18 protein-coding genes and 1 tRNA gene are annotated in these 20930 nt (G+C 44.9%); 8 read left to right on the top strand and 11 right to left on the bottom strand.

All coding sequences use genetic code 11. The annotated features are described in order from the left end of the window. The first annotated feature begins 20 nt into the window (after positions 1 to 20). Entirely contained in the window at positions 21 to 602 is a 582-nt protein-coding gene (locus tag MK185_01605) for a YceI family protein (GenBank protein MCH2039317.1), read from the top strand. A gap of 71 nt (positions 603 to 673) precedes the next feature. On the opposite strand, the gene MK185_01610 is transcribed toward MK185_01605, so the two are convergent. Together MK185_01610 and MK185_01615 are read right to left on the bottom strand one after the other, a co-directional pair. Beyond that, positions 674 to 2923 (bottom strand): EAL domain-containing protein, encoded by a 2250-nt coding sequence (locus MK185_01610; GenBank protein ID MCH2039318.1) that lies wholly within the window; start codon positions 2921 to 2923, stop codon positions 674 to 676. A 96-nt stretch (positions 2924 to 3019) separates the two neighbouring features. Beyond that, complete coding sequence (locus MK185_01615; GenBank protein ID MCH2039319.1) at positions 3020 to 4009, bottom strand: AraC family transcriptional regulator; 990 nt, start codon at positions 4007 to 4009, stop codon at positions 3020 to 3022. A gap of 207 nt (positions 4010 to 4216) precedes the next feature. Between MK185_01615 and MK185_01620 the strand changes: the two genes are divergently transcribed. Continuing rightward, positions 4217 to 4293: transfer RNA gene (locus MK185_01620), tRNA-Val, on the top strand. Between the two features lie 144 nt (positions 4294 to 4437). On the opposite strand, the gene uvrB is transcribed toward MK185_01620, so the two are convergent. Further along, positions 4438 to 6477 (bottom strand): excinuclease ABC subunit UvrB, encoded by a 2040-nt coding sequence (gene uvrB / locus MK185_01625; protein ID MCH2039320.1) that lies wholly within the window; start codon positions 6475 to 6477, stop codon positions 4438 to 4440. A gap of 140 nt (positions 6478 to 6617) precedes the next feature. On the opposite strand from uvrB, the gene MK185_01630 reads away from it, so the two are divergent. Next, entirely contained in the window at positions 6618 to 7799 is a 1182-nt protein-coding gene (locus tag MK185_01630; protein ID MCH2039321.1) for a pyridoxal phosphate-dependent aminotransferase, read from the top strand. An 84-nt stretch (positions 7800 to 7883) separates the two neighbouring features. Here MK185_01630 and hda read toward each other — a convergent pair whose 3' ends face one another. Then, positions 7884 to 8591 carry a DnaA regulatory inactivator Hda gene (gene hda, locus MK185_01635; protein MCH2039322.1) on the bottom strand — a complete coding sequence of 236 codons (708 nt, stop codon included), beginning with the start codon at positions 8589 to 8591 and terminating at the stop codon, positions 7884 to 7886. A gap of 18 nt (positions 8592 to 8609) precedes the next feature. Then, on the bottom strand, positions 8610 to 9632 hold the full coding sequence (locus MK185_01640; protein ID MCH2039323.1) for a DUF2066 domain-containing protein: 1023 nt from the start codon (positions 9630 to 9632) through the stop codon (positions 8610 to 8612). A gap of 175 nt (positions 9633 to 9807) precedes the next feature. On the opposite strand from MK185_01640, the gene purM reads away from it, so the two are divergent. The 5 genes from purM to MK185_01665 all read left to right on the top strand — a co-directional run bounded on the left by purM (position 9808) and on the right by MK185_01665 (position 15029). Then, positions 9808 to 10875, top strand: a complete 1068-nt coding sequence (gene purM, locus MK185_01645) for a phosphoribosylformylglycinamidine cyclo-ligase (GenBank protein MCH2039324.1) — start codon at positions 9808 to 9810, stop codon at positions 10873 to 10875. Continuing rightward, entirely contained in the window at positions 10872 to 11564 is a 693-nt protein-coding gene (gene purN, locus MK185_01650) for a phosphoribosylglycinamide formyltransferase (protein MCH2039325.1), read from the top strand. Before purM ends, purN begins: the two co-directional genes overlap by 4 nt. Positions 11565 to 11629: 65 nt before the next feature. After that, entirely contained in the window at positions 11630 to 12382 is a 753-nt protein-coding gene (locus MK185_01655) for a DUF3108 domain-containing protein (GenBank protein MCH2039326.1), read from the top strand. A 62-nt stretch (positions 12383 to 12444) separates the two neighbouring features. Continuing rightward, positions 12445 to 13026: a dCTP deaminase gene (gene dcd, locus MK185_01660; protein MCH2039327.1), complete on the top strand. Its 582-nt coding sequence runs from the start codon at positions 12445 to 12447 to the stop codon at positions 13024 to 13026. Positions 13027 to 13214: 188 nt separating this feature from the next. Beyond that, positions 13215 to 15029 (top strand): polysaccharide biosynthesis protein, encoded by a 1815-nt coding sequence (locus MK185_01665; GenBank protein ID MCH2039328.1) that lies wholly within the window; start codon positions 13215 to 13217, stop codon positions 15027 to 15029. A 20-nt stretch (positions 15030 to 15049) separates the two neighbouring features. Here MK185_01665 and MK185_01670 read toward each other — a convergent pair whose 3' ends face one another. The 6 genes from MK185_01670 to MK185_01695 all read right to left on the bottom strand — a co-directional run bounded on the left by MK185_01670 (position 15050) and on the right by MK185_01695 (position 20925). Continuing rightward, complete coding sequence (locus MK185_01670) at positions 15050 to 15595, bottom strand: sugar transferase (GenBank protein ID MCH2039329.1); 546 nt, start codon at positions 15593 to 15595, stop codon at positions 15050 to 15052. A gap of 1 nt (position 15596) precedes the next feature. Then, positions 15597 to 16541 carry an NAD-dependent epimerase/dehydratase family protein gene (locus MK185_01675; protein MCH2039330.1) on the bottom strand — a complete coding sequence of 315 codons (945 nt, stop codon included), beginning with the start codon at positions 16539 to 16541 and terminating at the stop codon, positions 15597 to 15599. 104 nt (positions 16542 to 16645) lie between these two features. Beyond that, positions 16646 to 17395: a class I SAM-dependent methyltransferase gene (locus MK185_01680; GenBank protein MCH2039331.1), complete on the bottom strand. Its 750-nt coding sequence runs from the start codon at positions 17393 to 17395 to the stop codon at positions 16646 to 16648. Between the two features lie 151 nt (positions 17396 to 17546). Continuing rightward, positions 17547 to 18584, bottom strand: coding sequence for a WavE lipopolysaccharide synthesis family protein (locus MK185_01685; protein ID MCH2039332.1), 1038 nt, complete (start codon positions 18582 to 18584; stop codon positions 17547 to 17549). Positions 18585 to 18586: 2 nt separating this feature from the next. Further along, on the bottom strand, positions 18587 to 19138 hold the full coding sequence (locus MK185_01690; GenBank protein ID MCH2039333.1) for a hypothetical protein: 552 nt from the start codon (positions 19136 to 19138) through the stop codon (positions 18587 to 18589). Further along, positions 19138 to 20925: a hypothetical protein gene (locus tag MK185_01695; protein ID MCH2039334.1), complete on the bottom strand. Its 1788-nt coding sequence runs from the start codon at positions 20923 to 20925 to the stop codon at positions 19138 to 19140. Before MK185_01695 ends, MK185_01690 begins: the two co-directional genes overlap by 1 nt. Positions 20926 to 20930: the final 5 nt, after the last annotated feature.

Here is a 20930-nt window from a genome sequence, read left to right on the forward strand (position 1 = left end):
CAAGTCGAGGGAAAGAACCTATGCCGTTGAAGAGATTTGCCCCAACGTTATTGGTAACAATGCTGAGCAGCACATCGGTACTGGCAGACTGGCAACTTGTCCAACCGTCGGAAGTGACATTTGTTACGGCTAAAAACAACCACCTGTTGGAAGTGCATCGCTTTGACCAACTAAGTGGTGAGATCTCTGATGATGGTCTGGCTAAGGTCGAGATCAACTTAACCAGCATCGACTCACGCATCCCTATTCGCGACCAGCGTATGCGCGATCTGTTATTTGAGGTTTCCAGCTTCGCCAAAGCGACCATCGAAGCGCAATTGCCAACTGACTTAATGCAAAAACTCAAAGCCGGTAGCGTTCAGCAAGTTGAATTAGCTGCGACATTAAGCCTGCACGGTAGCAAGGAAGAAATAAACCTGAAGCTTCTGGCGGTGCCGTCCAAAGATGGGCAACTCATTGTTACCAGTTTGCAGCCTGTTTTGATTCACGCTAATGATTTTGCCATGACGAAAGGTATTCATTTACTGCGCGACATTGCGAAATTAAAAGTCATTGCTGAAGTGGTTCCGGTTAATCTGACTCTGACATTCACTGCTCAATAGATAAACTCTTAAAGCAGCTTTTCCTGATAACGATCAGGAAGAGCTGCTTTGTTAAAGGCCAAGAGATTCAGTCAAAAGTAATTTTTCTCAATATCGTTGGCAGAGACCGGTTTACTGAAGTAAAACCCCTGAATTTCTTCAACTCCCAGTTCTTCAATGATCTTCAACTGCTCCTCATTCTCTACACCTTCTGCAATCACCGTCAAATCGAGGTTATGAGCGAGGTCAACAATGGTTTTTGCCAACGTTCGATCGTCCGGGTTATTTTCAATATTCATAACAAACGCACGGTCAATTTTTAATTTATCAATCGGAAAATCTTTGAGGTAACTCAGTGATGAATAACCCGTGCCAAAATCATCTATCGACAATTTAAAGCCCAAAGCCTTCAATTCATGCATGGTTTCAATGCTTTTTCGAATGTCATTCATCAGTAAGCTTTCTGTAATTTCAAGCTCGATCATCGTCGGGTCAATCTCATAATGGTGCAAACATTCACTCACCATCGGGATAAAATCGGGATGACGGAACTGTCTCGCTGACAAATTAATTGCAACGTTCAACGGCTTTTCATCATTCCAGCACTCGAACTGGCGGCACGCTTCATGAATCACCCATGCACCAATCATAACGATTAATCCGGTTTGCTCAGCCACCGGAATAAACTCACCTGGCGACACCATACTGCCATCGGCGCGCCGCCATCTGATCAAAGCTTCAACACCCGAGATCTGGTGCGTGTGGGCGGAAATTTTCGGCTGATAGTGCAGTACCAGCTCCTGATCATCGATGGCATGACGCAGATTACGTTCAATATCAATCCAGGCCTGCTCTCTCACATGGATATCCTGGCTGTAGCTTAATAAGCCATCACCACCGTCACGCTTGACGCGAGTGAGTGCGGCATCCGCGTTGGCAATCAAAGTCTCTCCATTCTCGCCATGATCTGGGCAATGACTTACGCCAACGCTCACTGTCAAATGGAACTCGTTATTGTCCACATACACCGGCACTTTCATTTCTTCAACCAAAGCAGCCGCCAGGTTCTCTGCAAAATCATGTTCCGGTAATTCATCCACCAAGAGAGCGAACTTACTGGAATCCAAACGGTACATTTTGTTGCCAAGATCCAGCGTGCAGTAGTTCTGAATAAAATGATTGAGGTTGTCAGAAACAGCTTTCAAAATCTGATCGCCGACCTGATAGCCAACACTTGCCGTGACCAGATCAAACCGATCCAGGCTCACCAACACCAGTGCAAATGGGGCTTTATGTTGGTTATTTGTCACCAGGGTTTTAAGGCACTCATTAAAAAACCGCCGGTTTGGCATCTCGGTGAGCACATCGTGGTAAGCCTGAAACTCCAGCTCCTGTTGTGCCTTCGTGCGTTCACTGATGTTTTCAATGTACAAATGTACTGTATCCAGATCACGCAACAACGACAGCGAATATTGCAGCGTACAGCCGTCCGATAGACAGGAAACCCATTGCGAATAATTGTTTTTACTCTTCTGCAGGCTGAGCAACAGTTGTTGAAAATCGTCTGGAAGCAGACTTTCGGCACGTCGAGAATCATTTCCGAGAGTTCTCATCAGGTCGAAACAGGCCGGATTACTGTAGGTTATTTTCCCACGCCAGCTAAAGCTCATAATCGGATTAGGACTGCGCTCAGCAAACATAGCTAAACGACGGCGCTTTACCGTTTCACTGATGTAGCTGTTTACGTAAAAACCAACAAAGGCAGCAATTACAATCACTAATAACGCAAATCCAATGACGAGTGAACTACTCAACTCCGTTTGCTCCTGCGTGTGCTCTGCAGTCACCACTGCATCGTCTTTGATTGTCTCCACCAATAGATCCAGACTCGGCAAAATCCGTCGACCAGCTGCGCTGACAAAACCAAGCAGTTCGCGGGCTTTATCCCAATCAATTTCTCCCGACCGGAACATACGGTCCAATTGTATCGAGTATTGACTCACCATATTCTCATCGCTGCGGATTTGCTCAATCTCGATGATGTGCGGGAATACATTGGCGATCTGCTCTAAATCTCTGGAGATGCGCTGACGATTCTGTGTCAGCAATGGCTCAAATTGTTCACTATCGGTTGTTGCGTAATATTCATAGAGCAGGCGCTCGTTTTCGATGATGGCGATGTACAGATCGTTAATACTATCGAGCCGGGGTAGTTTTTCTTCCACCAGTTGATTCGTCGTTTCTGTAACATGGCGTCCTGATATGAAGATGCTGCTGGAAATTGCCAGGCCTAGCGCCAGAATCAGAAGATAAACCAACAGAATTCGAATTCTTAGCTGCAAAACAGACTCCTCGTATCGGTTAATCGAGACTATCTTTCTGAGTCTAGTTCATCCTCGGTTGTCTGCTCTTCTCGCTCTTCATATCGGCAGTCGCGCTCAATGGCTATTCTGGTATTGGCGCGGAGTGACGCCAGCCTCTCGCTTAAACGCACGCTGGAAAGCGCTTTGTTCCGAATAGCCGAGCAGTAAGGCAATCTCCGCCAATGTTAGTTGGCCCGACTTCAACTGTTCTTTGGCCAGCTCGGTACGTGTCTGGGCAAGAATCTGCTTAAAAGTGAAGTTGTATTGTTGCAACCTCCGAAATAGGGTTCGCTCAGACATACGTAATTCGGTGGCAACAAAACCCGACGTCGCCTGACCTTTGTGCAGAGCTTTCAACAAAGCATCCCTCAGGTGGACGATCAGGTCATCCTGTTGCGGCAAAATCGCCAACATGGCTTTTGCCTGCTGTTGCAGCAAAGATTTCAGATCCGGGTCGCTATTAACGATTGGCCAATTAACGTATTCCGCCGGGAAACAAATCGATGTTGCCGGTTGATCAAACAGCACCTCGTCACACAACGATTGGTACCCATCCTGTGACCCGTCAGGCTGGGGAAAAGAAAAACACAAGGTGGTGGCTTTAAGCTCAGATTGGCCAACCATGGTGCGAATAAAATTCACCATGCCGCTGATCAACACCTGATCTGACAACACATGACTGAGCTGATAGTGGCGACTCCAGCTCAATGTCATAAGTTGACCATCGGTGCTTGCCTGGGCACGATCGCCATCGTGCAATAGACCCTGATAGCGCTGAAACTCAAGCAATGCCTCGGCCATTGTGTTGCATGCCAGCACCAGGTAACCCAGTACTCCGAGGTGCACCGGACGAACACTCTCCCCCAATTCCAAGGCAATATTTTTATTCGGGTAACGCGCCTGCAAAGCTTCGAGAATCGTCCACCAGCGCTCAAACGTAATGCGGTTATTCGCCGCAATGCTCTCAAGCTCCAGATAAAGATACCAGTCACAATCATTCTGCTGCTGCAGATACTGGCGGACCAAGCCCGCAAGATCACCACTCACCTGAAATTGTGTTTGCACAGAAATGCTCCCGATTATTGATCGACTACTGTAATGGCAGGAAAAGTCAAAAATCAACCTATATTCCCGCACGGAACGCCAGCACTGGACATCGATACTGAGCACGGTTCAAAGGCTACCAGACTGATTTAAAAGAATTTTCTTCACTATAAAAGCTTCAACAGGGTTGCAGAGAGCCAAACGCCCAGTTAATATACTCGCCAATTCAGGACTATAGCTCAGTTGGTTAGAGCGCTACCTTGACATGGTAGAGGTCCCCAGTTCGAATCTGGGTAGTCCTACCAAGATGATGAAAAAAGGCGCCCAGAGGCGCCTTTTTTGTACCTGATGTACCCGCAGCCTGCATTCAAGCAGGTGATACGGTGAGTTATTTCTGAATCTCTCGGCGTTATCAGAGCAATCCATTGCTGACTACAAACACCCTACGACTAACTGTTTTCGATAACCTTTTGCTTCATTTCATGCAATAAATCACGCAACCGTGCGGCTTCCTCAAAGTCGAGGTCCTTCGCTGCTTTGAACATCCGGTCTTCAACCTCGGCAACATGCTGTACTAATTTAGGCGCTGGCAACGATTTCCAGTCCTGGGCTTCATACTCAGCAACGTCTTCAGCCACTTGCCGTACGCGATTGCCCTTACCACGACCTTTAGATTTTTTGCCCGGCGGGGGGGCTGCTTCAAGAATATCTTCAACGGATTTGGTCACACCCGTCGGCACAATTCCGTGCTCTTCATTAAAGGCAATCTGTTTCTCGCGGCGGCGATCCGTTTCGTCCATCGCTCGTTGCATAGAATCAGTAATCCGATCGGCATAAAGAATCGCTTTGCCGTTTAGATTTCGCGCTGCACGACCAATGGTCTGAATCAGTGAACGTTCCGACCGTAAGAAACCTTCTTTGTCGGCATCGAAAATCGCCACCAGCGATACTTCCGGGATATCAAGACCTTCTCGCAATAAATTGATACCGACTAACACATCAAACTCACCAAGCCGAAGGTCGCGAATGATTTCCACCCTTTCGACGGTATCGATGTCGGAATGCAGGTAACGCACCCGAATACCTTGATCCAGCAAAAAATCGGTTAGATCTTCCGCCATTCGCTTGGTTAATACGGTAATCAGAATCCGCTCACCTTTGGCGACGCGTTCCTGAAGCTCATGCAATACATCATCTACCTGTCCAGTCGCCGGGCGTACTTCTAATTCGGGATCGATTAACCCAGTGGGTCGAACCACCTGCTCAACCACATGATCTTGATGATCCTTTTCGTAATTACCCGGTGTCGCGGATACAAAAATGCATTGGGGCACAATCGCTTCCCATTCTTCGAACCGCATCGGACGGTTATCCAACGCTGATGGAAGACGGAAACCAAATTGCACCAGCGTCTCTTTGCGGGAGCGGTCTCCCCGGTACATGCCACCAATTTGTGGAATGGTGACGTGAGATTCATCCACAAATACCAGGGCATCTTTCGGAATGTAATCAAACAGGGTGGGCGGTGCATCGCCCTCCGAACGGCCAGATAAATACCGTGAGTAGTTTTCGATCCCGGAGCAATACCCCAGCTCACGCATCATCTCGACATCATAACGAGTACGCTGTTCGAGACGCTGTGCTTCTACCAGCAGATTATTGTCTCGATAATATTCAAGGCGCTCCTTCAACTCTTCTTCAATCCCATCAATGGCACCAATGATGGTTTCCCGAGGTGTGACATAGTGTGTCTTGGGGTAGATCGTCACCCGCGCCAGACGTGAACGAACTTCACCCGTCAGTGGATCGAACAGGGAAATTTGCTCAATTTCATCGTCAAAAAGTTCGATTCGAACCGCTTCGTCATCACTTTCTGCCGGAAAGATATCAATCACATCACCGCGTACCCGGTAAGTCCCACGATGAAAATCTATATCGTTACGGGTGTATTGCAATTCAGCCAAACGGCGCAAGACAGTACGTTGGTCGACTTCATCACCCCGCACCATATGCAACATCATTTTCAGGTAGGAGTCTGGGTCACCCAAACCATAAATAGCTGATACCGTTGCAACGATCACGGCATCACGACGTTCCATCAACGCCTTAGTTGCTGATAAACGCATCTGCTCGATGTGTTCATTAACCGATGCATCTTTATCGATAAAAGTATCCGATGCGGGTACATAAGCTTCGGGCTGATAGTAGTCGTAATAGGAGACAAAGTACTCAACAGCATTATTCGGGAAAAATTCTTTAAACTCTCCGTAAAGCTGAGCTGCCAGAGTCTTGTTGTGCGCCATAATAATAGCGGGACGCTTACACTCTGCGATAACGTTGGCCATGGTGTAGGTCTTACCAGACCCCGTCACACCCAGCAGCGTTTGCTTTAACAATCCGGCTTCAACCCCTTGAATCAGACCTTTAATAGCCGTCGGTTGATCTCCGGCAGGAGAGTATTTTGACTGAAGTTCAAATGCCTTACTCATCAGGATTCCAGAAAGTCGTTGTTTCGCTAAGTAACAGTTTCGATTAGAATTATACGGATTTTTTACGGCAGTAGTTGTCAGTAGCGACAGAAACTCGCAACGAACTGCTTTCCCACCACGCGTTTACTGAGGATACACACTTGGACCTGCAATTGTCTGATCGCGTTCAACAGATCAAGCCATCTCCTACTCTGGCGGTAACAAACCGCGCAGCAGAACTGCGAGCGGCAGGCAAAGATATTATTGGCCTGGGCGCTGGCGAGCCGGATTTCGACACTCCACAACACATCAAAGATGCAGCCACAAAAGCGATTGCTGATGGCTTCACCAAGTACACTGCGGTGGATGGTACTCCGTCTCTGAAGAAAGCGATTATTGACAAGTTCAAGCGTGACAACGGTTTAAGCTACGAGCCAAATCAAATCCTGGTGTCTTGTGGTGGTAAACAAAGCTTTTTCAATCTGGCTTTGGCACTGCTGAACCCAGGTGATGAAGTTGTGATTCCTGCGCCGTACTGGGTATCTTATCCAGACATGGTGAAAATCGCTGAGGGTGTTCCGGTTGTTGTTGAAACAGACCAAAGTGCCCGCTTTAAAATGACAGCGGACCAACTGGATGCGGCAATCACCGAGAAAACCAAACTGGTTGTCATCAACAGTCCATCCAATCCTTCCGGCGTGGCGTATACCGAATCAGAACTGAAAGCTCTGGCTGGCGTTCTGAAAAAATACCCGAACGTATTAATCGCGACTGACGACATGTACGAGCATATTTTATGGGCTGAAGGTGGTTTCCATAATATCGTAACAGTATGCCCTGAGCTTTATGACCGCACACTGGTTATGAACGGTGTTTCGAAAGCATACAGCATGACCGGATGGCGTATCGGATACGTAGGTGGCCCGCAAAAGCTAGTTGCAGCCATGAAAAAAATTCAGTCACAAAGCACCTCGAACCCAACGTCAATTGCTCAGGTCGCGGCTGAAGCTGCGCTGAACGGAGATCAAGGCTGCGTTCAGGATATGTTAAAAGCATTCAAAGAGCGTCACGACTATGTCGTCGCTGCACTGAATGACCTGCCAGGGGTTGAGTGTGTTGAAAGTGACGGTACCTTCTATGCCTTCCCAAGCTTCAATGGAGCCATGGAAGCCGCAGGTATCGACTCCGACGTCGACTTCGCGGAAAAATTGCTGAACGAGGCCGAAGTAGCACTGGTTCCGGGTTCAGCATTCGGTACTCCTGGCCATATGCGTTTGTCTTTCGCAACCAGCATGGAAGTTCTGCAGCAAGCGATTAGCCGTCTGAAACAAGCACTAAGCTGATCAGAGCACCGTCTGACAGACAAATAAAAAGGCCGTTCTTTACAGAACGGCCTTTTTTGTATTCAAAACAATAAATCAGAAAAGCTACCAATCCAGTTCAGCTTTGATAAACGGGATGGTCAGTTTGCGCTGTGCAGATAATGACGCCTGATCAAGCTTGTCCAATAAATCAAACAACCCCTGCATATCACGCGGGCCGCGTGTCAGAATAAAACGTGCCACATCATCACCCATGTTTAGACCACGACGCTTAGCGCGCAACAACAACGCCTGAACTTTATCCTCATCTTCTAAGGGTTCCACTTGATAAGTCATACCCCAGGTAAGCCGGGAGACTAAATCCGGTAGGTTCACGCCGATCGATTTAGGGCTATTATCAGCAGCAATCAACAAGTGTCCCTGACGATCGCGTATGCAGTTAAACAAATGGAACAGCGCCTCTTCCCATTCAGGGTTACCAGTGACCGCCTGAATGTTATCCAGAGCAACCAAAGGTAATTGTTCCATTGAGTCGAGTACGGCCGGGCTATATTCTGCCAATTCATCCAGTGGCAAATAAACACTCTGATGCCCAAGACCTTCAGAGTAGTGACAAGCAGCCTGCAGCAGATGACTGCAACCAACGCCATTGGCGCCCCAGAGAAAAATGAAAGGCTCTCCCCGAGTCGTCCACTGACGTTGCAGTTCATGGACAACCTGCTCATTCGGCCCAGCATAATAGTTTGCAAAGCGGGCATCATCTCGAATCGCTACCGATAATGTCAGCTGCTGTTGCGGCTCAACAATAGCCATATTTTCCTGCGTCATAACCTACTTATATTGCCCCCAGTGCAATACACCCGCGTCTTCACCCATGCTCAAACGCTTATCAAGCGACATCACACTCCAAACCTGCTGCCAATCGGCCGCCAAATCCAGCGCCAGTGTAAGACGGGTACCATCCACACTGAGCAAGCTTACGTTATTTATGGCCACCTTAGAATTGAGATACATTAATAACTCATGGTACCCAGCAAAATTCTCCACACCCGTGACCTGTAACTGAAATCCATCAGACTGGCCGACAACGTTCGTTTCAACCGCGTATTGGGAAGCAAAATAATTCGCAACCTGATCGGCTATCAAACGCAATACGCCTTCGGCATCTGCTGCCTGAGCCGACAATGACAATGTCGTTTGCTGATGGAAAAGAATACCGCTGTAATTCCAGCCCGACGCTGTGGCCGGACTCAACCTGCCAGCAACAACGGCATCCGCTTGGTAACGACCGGATGCGACCCGGATATCTTGTTTGAATAGACCCCAGAGTTTTTCCAGCGGCAAAACAAGTTCATCCGCCAGGTCCAACGTTGGCCATAATACAGGTAGGCCACGTTCAGACATTACGCGTTCAAACAATACTGGCCATGCACCGCTATCCTGATGAAGAAGTTGTCTTTGGGTATCTTCTTCCACCGCCTGCCAGATAAGAATCAGAGGTCGGCTTGCCCCCCAAATAGGCTCACCGGCATTGCGCAAAAGACGGTCAATCATATTGCCAGCAAAAATCACTTTCAGCCTGACAGAGTCATCGACTTCGTCGCGGGCGTATCGATAACGTTTTACCAGACGATCAGCACGACTCAATTGTTGCTGTATCGCCGGGTTATCCAATACCGATTGCTTACCCGACACTTTCACCAGTGCTCTTTGCAATGCGAGTGCCATTCCCAACTCACGATTTTTCGGCGTTTGGTCCGCCACTGCAACGTCGATTTCATACAGGTCTGAAACCATAACAGCAGTAGAAAAACTCGACCAAACCGTCAGCATTAACAACAAAAATGGGCGCACAATCAGGCTTTACCTCCAACCGAATTCGATCAATTGAGGCGTATTGTGCCATGACGTGTAAATTTAACCAGTAGTCAGGGCAGAAATTGATAAAAACAGAAGAAATGCAGGATGCGTTTACCATGACAAATCGTTAGAATACGCGCCTTTCCATTAGCCAACCTGTGACAACGGCATGAGCGAACAGCAATCTCCTGAAAAACAATCCCTTAGCTATAAAGACGCAGGCGTCGACATTGACGCAGGTAACGCTTTAGTCGATCGAATTAAAGGGGTTGCTAAACGCACCCGACGCCCGGAAGTTCTGGCTGGATTGGGTGGCTTTGGCGCTCTGTTCGAGTTACCTCAAGGGTACAAGCAGCCAGTCCTGGTTTCCGGCACCGATGGCGTTGGCACCAAACTGCGCTTAGCCATGGATCTGAATAAGCATGACTCTATTGGCATCGACCTGGTAGCCATGTGTGTAAACGATCTGGTAGTTGCTGGTGCAGAACCCTTGTTCTTCCTTGACTACTACGCAACAGGCAAACTGAATGTTGATGTAGCCGCCGCCGTTGTGGAGGGCATTGGTGAAGGCTGTTCACAGGCCGGTGCTTCTCTGGTTGGCGGTGAAACCGCTGAAATGCCGGGCATGTATGAAGGTGAAGATTACGACCTCGCCGGTTTCTGCGTCGGTATCGCAGAAAAAGAAGACATTATTGATGGCACCAAGGTTCAGGCTGGCGATAAGCTGGTGGCCTTAGCTTCAAGTGGCCCACACTCTAACGGATACTCTTTGATCCGCAAAATTATTGAAGTATCCGGCGCAGACCTAAGCGGTGAACTGGATGGTCAACCGCTAACTGATGCGTTGATGGCACCAACGAAAATCTACGTAAAATCGACTCTGAAACTGATCAGCACGTCCGATGTTCACGCGCTCTCACACATCACCGGTGGTGGCTTCCAGGAAAACATCCCGCGCGTTCTGCCAGAAAACTGTAAAGCGGTTATCGACAGCAACAGCTGGCAATGGCCTGCTGTTTTCAACTGGCTGCAAGAACAAGGCAACGTCGAAACTGCTGAAATGTACCGCACCTTCAACTGCGGCGTTGGTATGATCATCGCCTTGCCAGAAGACAAGGCAGATGCGGCCGTTGCATTACTGAACGCAGAAGGTGAGCACGCCTGGATTATTGGTGAAATCCAGCCCCAGGCCGAAGGTGAAGCTCAGGTTCAGTTCACTGGCAAACACCAATTATGAGCGTAGACACGCTGAATGCGGGCAGCCTGCCCGCAGAGAAAGATGACAAACCTCAAATCGTTGTACTGATATCAGGCAGTGGCTCCAATATGGTCGCCATTGCTGATGCTGTAAAAAATGGCGATATCGACGGCGAAATTGCCGCTGTCATTTGTAATCGCCCCGAAGCTCCAGGCATTCAGAAAGCAAAAGATCGCGATATCGAAACTCAGATTGTCGACCACAAAGAATTTGCCAGCCGCGAAGACTTTGATGTTGCACTGATGCGAGCCATTGATGAATATCAACCAGACCTTGTTGTGCTTGCGGGCTTTATGCGAATTCTCACACCATCGTTTGTGATTCGATATCACGGACGCATGCTGAACATTCATCCCTCTTTACTGCCTAAGTATCAGGGACTCAATACCCATCAACGCGCACTTGATGCCGGAGATGAAAAGCATGGGGTTACCGTTCATTTTGTAACAGAGGAGCTGGATGGTGGACCGAATATCATCCAGGCAGTAGTTCCCGTTTACGATGGTGACGATGCGACCAGCTTGCAGCAGCGGGTTCATACTCAGGAGCACATCATCTACCCTATTGCAGTTAAGTGGTTTGTGAACGGTCGCTTAACGATGAAAGGCAGTAATGCCCTACTGGATGGAAATGTGATTCCCGACACAGGCTTACGTCTGGATCTGTAAATAGCTAAACGCACATCGAGTTTGGCTATATACTGGCTGGCAAATGGACTTGCCGGACAAGCTTTATGCTCAAGCAACTATTAATTTTTCTTACCTTTTTCAGTGCCGTCGTCAGCGCTGACCCGCAGCCATCCGGCATTACCGATAATTCAGCCCCCGCGCAGCAGGAACCACAGACTAAAATCATCCCCTTCATCGCCAAGTACAAGACCGAGTGGAAGCTGGGATGGTTCAGTGTGGATATTGATGCTAAACGAGAACTGAAAAAGATCGGCAACAACCGCTGGAAACTTGTTTTCGAGGCAGAAACCGGCACAGCCAAATTAAAAGAAAGTTCCGAATTTACCTTTTCATCTACCGATCGTTTGCAACCTCTTCAATATGCCTATCGCGCCAGCGGTCTATTTAATGAAGATGATCGCACCCTGAGCTTCCACCCGAATGACAACTCGGTCCTAGATAAGGAAAAGAACATCACCCATCAGAGCGTATGGCAGAATGAAATACAGGACAATCTGACCTATATGCTTCAGGCGGGCCTCGATCTGGCAGCAGGGAAGACTGAATTCAGTTATCCCGTGTTTGAAAAAAACAAAAGCAAGGACTTTCACTTCAAGGTTATCGGCGAGGAACAGCTGAAAACGAAAGCAGGCAAATTAAATACCATCAAAGTTCAGCAAATACGCAAGAAGAAAGGTCGTGAGGTCTATGCATGGTTTGCAAAAGACAAAAATTACCTGCTAGTTCGGCTGCTCGATAAAAAGAAAGGCAAGAAACGCTACGAAATCAATGTGACCAAAATCAACATGCAAGAGTGATAGGCTAACGAAGTCGATCTGAGGTAAAATCCCACAACTTTAATTCCAGCGGGACTCTACCTATGCGACTCAGTGATGGCGACATCGAACAACGCCTGCAAGACAAAAGCATCACCATCACGCCAGCTCCTGACGCCGACGCCATAGCAGGCATCAGTGTTGACTTGCGCCTAGACCACCGTTTCAGAGTGTTCAGCAACAACTCAGCAACCCACCTTGATTTGTCTGGCGACAGAGAGCAACTTGAACGCGACATTGATCGCATTATGAGCAAAGAGATCGAGATTGCCCAAGATGAAGCACTATTTATTCACCCTGGCGAACTCATCCTTGGTGCCACATTGGAATCCGTGACCATCCCTGACGACTTGGTAGGCTGGCTCGATGGTCGTAGCTCATTAGCGCGGCTTGGCTTAATGGTACATGTAACCGCAGGTCGCATTGATCCGGGCTGGGAAGGGCAAATCGTACTGGAGTTTTACAACAACGGTAAATTGCCACTGGCCTTGCGCCCGGGAATGGTAATCTGCGCCATGTCTTTTGAGACGCTGAGCAGCCCAGCCCAGCGCCCTTACAACAAACGAGCAAATGCCAAATATCGCGATCAACAAGGGGCGGTAGGTAGCCGTATTTCGAAAGATTAAGTCGAGAATATGGGTATAAACTCAGCAACTTATGATTAGTGACTAAACTTCAGGCAGGTCAATGTTTATGTGGTATATTCAACACACATCTATATACACAGGCTAGAGCAAACAGAATGTTATCTTATCTACTGAGTGCTAGACGCCCCGTAAAACGTTTGATCACCCTGTCATATGACGCGATAGCAATGCCTATAGCTATTTATTTGGCATTAGCTTTACGCCACGGTGATATATTTCCAACAATCAATCACAGCATAGCTGTAAGCGTTCTGACTACAACAGTATTGAGCTTAGTCGTATTTGTTAAGCTAGGCTTCTATAAAGCTGTTATTCGCTTTATGACCAGTAAAGCATTTAATTCTCTAGGTATCGGTATATTAGTTTCTGCCACTATATTAGGCACTAGTAGCTTTCTCACCCAAGCCTCCATCCCTCGCTCTAGTATTATTATTTATATATTCACCGCTTTTGCGCTACTTGCCTTACCACGATTATTTATTCGAAGCCTAGTTATCCAGCAGGGTAAAATAAGAGCTCAACCCGTTATTATCTATGGAGCCGGTCAACAAGGTCTAGAATTGAATCAATCGCTTGCAACCAACAAAGAGTACCGACCGATTGCATTCATCGACGACAATATAAAGAAACAAGGATCCCAGATTAATGGCCTAAAAGTTATTTCTTCATCTGAGTTGGAGGAAGTACTAGAAAATCAGCCATGTAGGAAAGTGCTACTCGCATTAGGAAATACTAGCTCCTCGAGAAGAAAGCGCTTAATTGAAGAGCTCGCAGAAAAAAAATTGGAGGTCCTTACTACACCAACGGTTGCTGACATCGTCAGCGGAAAAGCAAGAATTGAGGAAATTCGTGAAATTGAGATTGAAGATTTATTAGGTAGAGACTCGGTAAGTCCACAGCATCATCTGATTGGTCAGAATATTACAGATAAAGTTGTTCTAGTAACTGGTGCTGGTGGCTCAATAGGCTCGGAACTTTGCAGGCAAGCGATTTGCCAGAAGCCAAGTAAGCTAATCATGCTGGAGCTAAACGAATTTAGTCTATACTCTATTGAGCAGGAGTTGAGTCAGATTAATGAGAATGATCAACTCAGTGTTGAATTAATATCCATATTGGGGTCAGTACAACGTAAAAATCTCCTAGAAACTATATTTAAAACCTTCAGAGTTCAAACAATCTACCATGCTGCAGCTTATAAACACGTGCCATTGGTAGAACACAATGTCATAGAAGGTGTGCGCAATATTGTTTTCGGAACTTGGTGCTGCGCGGAAGCCGCAATAACTGCGGGAGTAGAGCGTTTTGTATTGATCTCGACTGATAAAGCAGTACGCCCAACCAACGTTATGGGTGCATCGAAGCGTTTAGCAGAACTGATATTGCAGGCACTCAACGCTCGTCAGAAAGACACCCTTTTTTGTATGGTACGCTTCGGAAATGTATTAGGTTCTTCAGGCTCTGTAGTTCCTCTTTTCCGCAACCAGATTAAGGAGGGAGGCCCTATCACTGTAACTCACCCGGATATCATGCGTTATTTTATGACGATTCCAGAAGCCTCACAGTTAGTTATTCAAGCAGGAGCGATGGGCAAAGGCGGCGATGTATTCGTATTAGACATGGGTGAACCAGTAAGAATAACAAACCTTGCAAAAAAGATGATTCAACTCTCGGGCTTAACTGAGAAAACTGAAGAAATATCAAACGGTGATATCGAAATAAGATTTTCAGGGCTCCGCCCAGGGGAAAAACTATATGAGGAACTATTGATAGGAGACAACGTTGAAGGTACGAACCACCCACGAATAATGACAGCAAAAGAAACCTTCCTAACTTGGCCAGAAACTCACAATCTTCTTCATCGACTAGATAATGCATGCGAAGAATTTCGAGTGAGTGACGTAATCAATCTATTACTTGAAGCACCTGCATCCTATGTTAGTCAAGGAGACTGTCCAGACTGGGTGATGAATGCAAATAACTGAAAGATAGAAGATTTAAGGGATTAGCCACCCCCAAACCTATCTCCCGAACCTTTACCTGCTAGTGTTTTCATAATAAATCTAAAATAATTTGCAATTGACATTTCTTTAATCATCTTAGCATCAGTCATCGCTAACAACTCGGGTGTCGACATATCAATCTCATTTATCTGAGCCAAGCCAGTAATTCCTGGGCGGACGCGATACACGGAAAGAGCATCTCGCTCGGCAATAAGCGCCTTTTGATTGAATAGATTCGGCCGCGGACCAACTAAGCTCATATCACCGATCAACACATTCCAAAGTTGTGGTAATTCATCCAATTTAGACCTGCGTAGAAACATTCCAAATCTAGTCACCGATTCAGGAGTTAAAAGGTGTGTAGCGACAGATTCCGTTCCTTGCTTCAATGTGCGAAACTTAATTAAAATAAAGGGAACCTTATTTCTACCAACACGCTCCTGAAGAAACAAAGCAGATTGGCCATTTAATATATATATCACCACCAATAACGGAAAACTGATGAGCAACCCGAACAAAGAAAATATAATATCAATTTTACGAAACATTCTACTCACGCCCCTCATCCCAGTGAACGACAGAATCTCTAATACCTTGCTCAACAGTATAAGGTGGGATCCAGCACATTTGGGAAGTTACCTTAGAGTTATCGACCTGGAGATTTCCGATTAACTTATTAATGACTGAAGATTTATTAAAAACAATTCCAGCGATCCGAAATACAAAAACAGGGACAGAAAATAGGTTTCTTCGTAGTCCTCTGAAGTTTCTCAAAAAACAAACTAGTTCCGACAAAGACAGATCGTTTCCATCGCAGACTAAAAAAATCTGATTCGAAGCCTTGTCGTCGCAGAGACAGCAAGTAATGAAGTCAACTAAATTTTTCACATATATCAAGCTACGCTTGTTTCTAATAGAAGCAAATGGCAATGGCAACCCCGTCGAAACCAGCTTCATTAACCTTGAGAAATTTCCGGGTGCGGAAGGGCCATAAATTAGAGGTGGACGGATGATCACGTAATCCATACAATGCTTTCCACTTTCGGATTTAAGAGCCTTTTCTGCTTCATACTTTGAGGCGGAATATATATCCTGCGGTTTCTCTTGACTAAACTCAGTAAATGGTTTCGCAGAATTTTGCCCATTTACACCGATACTACTGATAAATATAAACCGCTTAACGCCCGCAACAGATGCTTGCCGAGCTAACGCTCTTGTGCCTGAAGTATTAACCTCTTCAAATTGATCAACGTCTATCGCCTTATGGTCGCCCAAAACATGTGCCAAACCTGCCAAATGAATGACAACCTGGACTCCTTCCAGCGCTTTCGAGAAATCTGTAAGGCCACTTATGTTCCCAATAGCAACTTGGTCTACCTGATATTCTTCGATTCTGCTATGACGTACAGCTAGCCTTATATCTAGTCCCAAAGCGATAAGCTTTTCCGTAAGGTTTCTCCCTAAAAATCCGCTTGCACCAGTTATAAGAATCATAAGTCACGTAAGCATTAATAAACGATTTAAGAGGAGAAACTCCACACCCTGAAGACACACTCGCAATCAACTTTAATATATAGAGTTGCGTGTAAAAGTACTGCCTATTTAGAGCAGAACCACATCGCCCTTAACCCATGCCTCCAATCCTCAGAGTCTGTTTGTTTCCAGTTATACTGATGAAAGTTAGAATTACACCTTGCATCTACTACCCGATGAAATTCTACGTTGTTAGACGCAAAAAAGTTTTCAAGATAAGCCCCCGATGGCCGGCTTCCCCTGCCAGTAAAGGATTGGTCATAACCACTTGAGTCTTCATCAATAACCAGTACAAAATTTGGATCAGTTGAGTCTGATATTTCAGTTTCCAACACAAGATTATTACTAAATTGCAAGCATTTTTCAAGAGAGTACTGAATATCTCCCAAGTGATATAAAAGCCCCATGTGTATAATCAGATCGTACCTTGACTCAAATGGCCACTCGCTGTTTACATCTGCTTTTATAGTGGTCATCCAAGGATAGCGTGAATTCACAATATCCAAGTGCTCTTGACGTGCGTCACTAACAGTCACATCCGCACCTAGAGCAGCAAACATTAGACTAATGTCAGCATATCCGCACCCAATTTCTAAAATCTTTTTACCTTTAAACCAAAGAGGTCCATAATGTTCAATTATTGCAGTTACTCTTTTTTCACGCCAGATTTCATAATGACCTGAAAATCTGTTTTCTTTTAATGCCACGATATCACTCTCAGCCAATGCAAGGTTTTCCTTTAACTCCTTCACTAAAGAGACTTTCTCTAATAACTGAGAATCTAGTATATCAACCCTGCTTTCCAGATAATTCAAGCTTTCTTGAAAGGCATTTTCCTTAGCAATAGTCCTTTATTTTCTGGCCTTAAGGTAGCGTATCATATATTTTTCTTCCTTTATAAAACCCGTACAAAAATAATCAATGTGTTCTTCGTAGTAAATAGTAATTTATTTTACGCTACAATTATTATCGACTCCCTCTTGGGTGTGATAGGTTGCGAGATTTTTTTAAATTTCGCCTTACCTTTAACGCCAGTGAAGGCGATATACGAAACAAAATCATATTGATACAGCTATATATAAAGATTGGCTTCAACCAGCATGTTATATATTTAGCAATTAACACCTGAGAGTACCTAAAGAAAGAGAAATATCTATTCCCAGATCTGCGGATCAATTTATCAAGTGTACTTTGTTGATAGCCAGAGTGCTTGCTATAGCTTGCATTAAAAATCTGAGGTGGATAACGTAAACCGAGATCTTTCCAGCTGATAATCATAAAATTATACGAGATATAACTTTCAGAGATTCTGAACATAGAATAACTCGAAAAACCTGCATAGGGCAGTTCAACATAGACACCATGCTTATCAAGCCATCGGATCATTAATGTCTGTTCTGGAACATGCTTCATTCTGCTATAACCCAGCAAATTTCCGAAGAGGCGTCTTTGAACAACAGGAAACATCGCATCCCCTTCTTCAATCGAATCGCCACACCATAAATCGATAAGGTCTTTAGTATAACCAAAGTGTATTAAATCAGAGGGATGAAATAATAAAGGTACTTTAGTCGGGTCCCTCGATATAAGATCCGACATACCTATCTTGTTATGTAACAAACTATACTTTGATTTAGATGATAAACACTCCCCCCCACACCGAACCATCTCCTCAATAATGTTGATAAGATTACCATTTTCAAAGAAATGATCTGCCCTTACCTTGACAGCAAATTCAGTTTTAACAGCTGCAAGGCCCATAGAAGTAGACAACACCTGAGAGGCAATATAATTATTCCGTTCATTAAAATCTAAAAATGGGACTAGGGGGTCAGATAAGATAATCTGATCCACATTTAGTCCCTCTATACTTTCGTCACGCCAAGTAGAAACAACTATTGGCGCACCAGGAAAATACTTATGAATTGAACTTACGCAACTATCTACACCAGCAAGAGGTCCCTGAATTACGAAAGTCAAATCGTCAGTAGAGATAGTTTTCATATCTACTTTAAACGTCGTTTACGAGAAAAGAGATCAGATAGAGAAGAAATTCCATATGCAAACCTGGTAATCTTTGACCTACGATAAAACCATTTAACTTTATGCGAAAGATCTGAAATATCTATACCGGTAGGAGTGTAATAGACCCTATCAACCAACAACGATGATATAAAACTCAATTCAAAATCTGGCACAATAAATACAAAATCTAGATCCCTCTTGCTATACAACATTTCTTTTCGAATAACTTCCAAAGCCTGACCGAAATAAAATCGCTCAAAAACCGAGAAGTCTAAGACAACAAACCCTCCAGAGCAAGACATAATAAAGTTAGCCAGCTTTGATTTTTCAACTTGATTTTCTTCATTAAGGAAGTCTGTAATAACTCCGATGGAGTAATCATCGAAATTTTCATTCCTGCACCTCAATATAGCTGGTAGAGACTCGATTGAAAAAACATTCACCAGAGGGTCGTCTAAACTATCCTTATTTAAAGCAGCGAACAAAGTGCTTGAAAGAGCTTGTTCAGCCAAATCAGAACTAATAAGCAACATCATTTTTCTCCGGCTCTATCCAAGTATGGAGTAGAGGCACTAATCGCCCTCAACATGGCTTTCCTCCCGCCACGCAAATAAACCAGGTCTGTGAAATAACACAGCCACATGGCGCTAATACTAGAACCCAAATAACTTAAAGGCCCTTTTTTAACATAGTAATCACTATAAGACTTCAAAAAAATTCCTTTAGAGGAACGCTGAGAAATTTGACTAGCCAAGCCAACTTTCTCCACCAAGCCATTAAGATCAATATCCCCACCTTGCTCCAATATACTCTCAATCATCCAATACTTAGCGCTCGGGCTTATTTCATCCAGAAAAAGATATTTTTCCAGATCTAAAACGAACCTATGAACACTGCCACGATCGAGCTTCAAGGTTGTAGCCTCGAGCAAACCCATTATTACTAACAACCTTTCTTTGTTAGATACAACTTTTTTAGAAAGGATCTCTAAAATATCAGTGATTGCTTCCTTATTCTTCACATAGATGTTCGTATAAATGTAGCACTTCCTGACAAATTCATCTTTTGTGAGCCTAAAAAGTGGTTTTCTAGGTATAGGAAAGAACTCAAAAGCCCCAAATACATAAGATAACTTGCCTGAAGTTTTCTCTGCTATTACTCCCCCATAATGAGAGAGCAAAGGCCGCGAATTAATTGACTGCGTTAAAGAATACGGATTTACAACTGAAGGTACACCAAACTTAAATGCTCGAATACCATACTCTACATCTTCAAATTCAGCCCAATATAATGATTCATCTTGCGAAACATACTTCCAGAGAGCTTTCTTTACAATATAGAGACTTCCAGTTGCGTAAGAACTGCCGGGATGCCCACGCCTTGGGTGCGCGTATGCGAAGCCAGACGAATCTACCAATTTTAATATAGGCTTAAATACGGCCCCCCCGTTTAAATTCTGATCGCTCTTAAAGAAACCAGAAACTCCATTAGACAATCTTCCCTTGATGAAATTGAAGTCAGAATAACGCCTTGGACAAAAATTATATTTATCATCGAAAAATAAGCTCTGGAAGGTAAGAAGGGGATAATTATCCCCATATCTTGACATTGCCTCACCAAAGTCTAAAGGCAGGTAAACTCTATCATGAAGCATACAAATATTATTATAGCTAGCCGATTCGACAAGGATATTCTTTTTCTTAGTGATCCAAACAGGTGGAGCAGGTATATCTTCACCTACAATTTTTACTGAGTCAAAGTACTTGAAGTTTTCGCCCGGACGGCCACACAATATAACCTCTTTCACCGGAACATCGATATCCAAAATTCGCTCTACAATTTTATTCAAGACAGTTGCATCACCAGGGCCAACAGGTATACAAAAACTCCAATCATTTAATCCCGACGATGATTCAACGCGTAGCCTATCCACCTTTTTATATACAACTCCCCTTTCACCCTGACTAATATTTTCAAAACTATCTGCATAGTACTCAGGTAAAGAGTATGAGAGGTTACAATCTTCAATAATCTCCACTGTTCCACCGAGCGGAACTAAATGAAGCACATCCCAGAGTATATTGGCATAAAACTGAGAATCATTAATGACATTATACAAAACTATGTTTCGACACTTCCCAATACTTATCCGCGAGCATCCATCAAACTTTCTAATTTTTCTGGATTTATATTTTCTAGGATAAGGACGAAAGCTAAATATCGCGGTATTATTGCTTTCAAAGGAGTCTAAGGACACCTTAGGAAGTTTACGAGGCGATACACAACCCAATTTCTTGTCTGCAACCAGCTGGTACAACATAATAA

The organism is Saccharospirillaceae bacterium, from assembly GCA_022448365.1.
Classification (GTDB): Bacteria; Pseudomonadota; Gammaproteobacteria; order Pseudomonadales; family Oceanobacteraceae; genus Bacterioplanoides.

Coding starts and splice junctions, on each gene's coding strand:
- MK185_01690 (MCH2039333.1), bottom strand. CDS start 19,138: ATGTTGCTTATTAGTTCTGATTTGGCTGAACAAGCTCTTTCAAGCACT.
- dcd (MCH2039327.1), top strand. CDS start 12,445: ATGCGACTCAGTGATGGCGACATCGAACAACGCCTGCAAGACAAAAGC.
- MK185_01685 (MCH2039332.1), bottom strand. CDS start 18,584: ATGAAAACTATCTCTACTGACGATTTGACTTTCGTAATTCAGGGACCT.
- MK185_01665 (MCH2039328.1), top strand. CDS start 13,215: ATGCCTATAGCTATTTATTTGGCATTAGCTTTACGCCACGGTGATATA.
- MK185_01655 (MCH2039326.1), top strand. CDS start 11,630: ATGCTCAAGCAACTATTAATTTTTCTTACCTTTTTCAGTGCCGTCGTC.
- purN (MCH2039325.1), top strand. CDS start 10,872: ATGAGCGTAGACACGCTGAATGCGGGCAGCCTGCCCGCAGAGAAAGAT.
- uvrB (MCH2039320.1), bottom strand. CDS start 6,477: ATGAGTAAGGCATTTGAACTTCAGTCAAAATACTCTCCTGCCGGAGAT.
- MK185_01675 (MCH2039330.1), bottom strand. CDS start 16,541: ATGATTCTTATAACTGGTGCAAGCGGATTTTTAGGGAGAAACCTTACG.
- MK185_01695 (MCH2039334.1), bottom strand. CDS start 20,925: ATGTTGTACCAGCTGGTTGCAGACAAGAAATTGGGTTGTGTATCGCCT.
- purM (MCH2039324.1), top strand. CDS start 9,808: ATGAGCGAACAGCAATCTCCTGAAAAACAATCCCTTAGCTATAAAGAC.
- hda (MCH2039322.1), bottom strand. CDS start 8,591: ATGGCTATTGTTGAGCCGCAACAGCAGCTGACATTATCGGTAGCGATT.
- MK185_01605 (MCH2039317.1), top strand. CDS start 21: ATGCCGTTGAAGAGATTTGCCCCAACGTTATTGGTAACAATGCTGAGC.
- MK185_01670 (MCH2039329.1), bottom strand. CDS start 15,595: ATGTTTCGTAAAATTGATATTATATTTTCTTTGTTCGGGTTGCTCATC.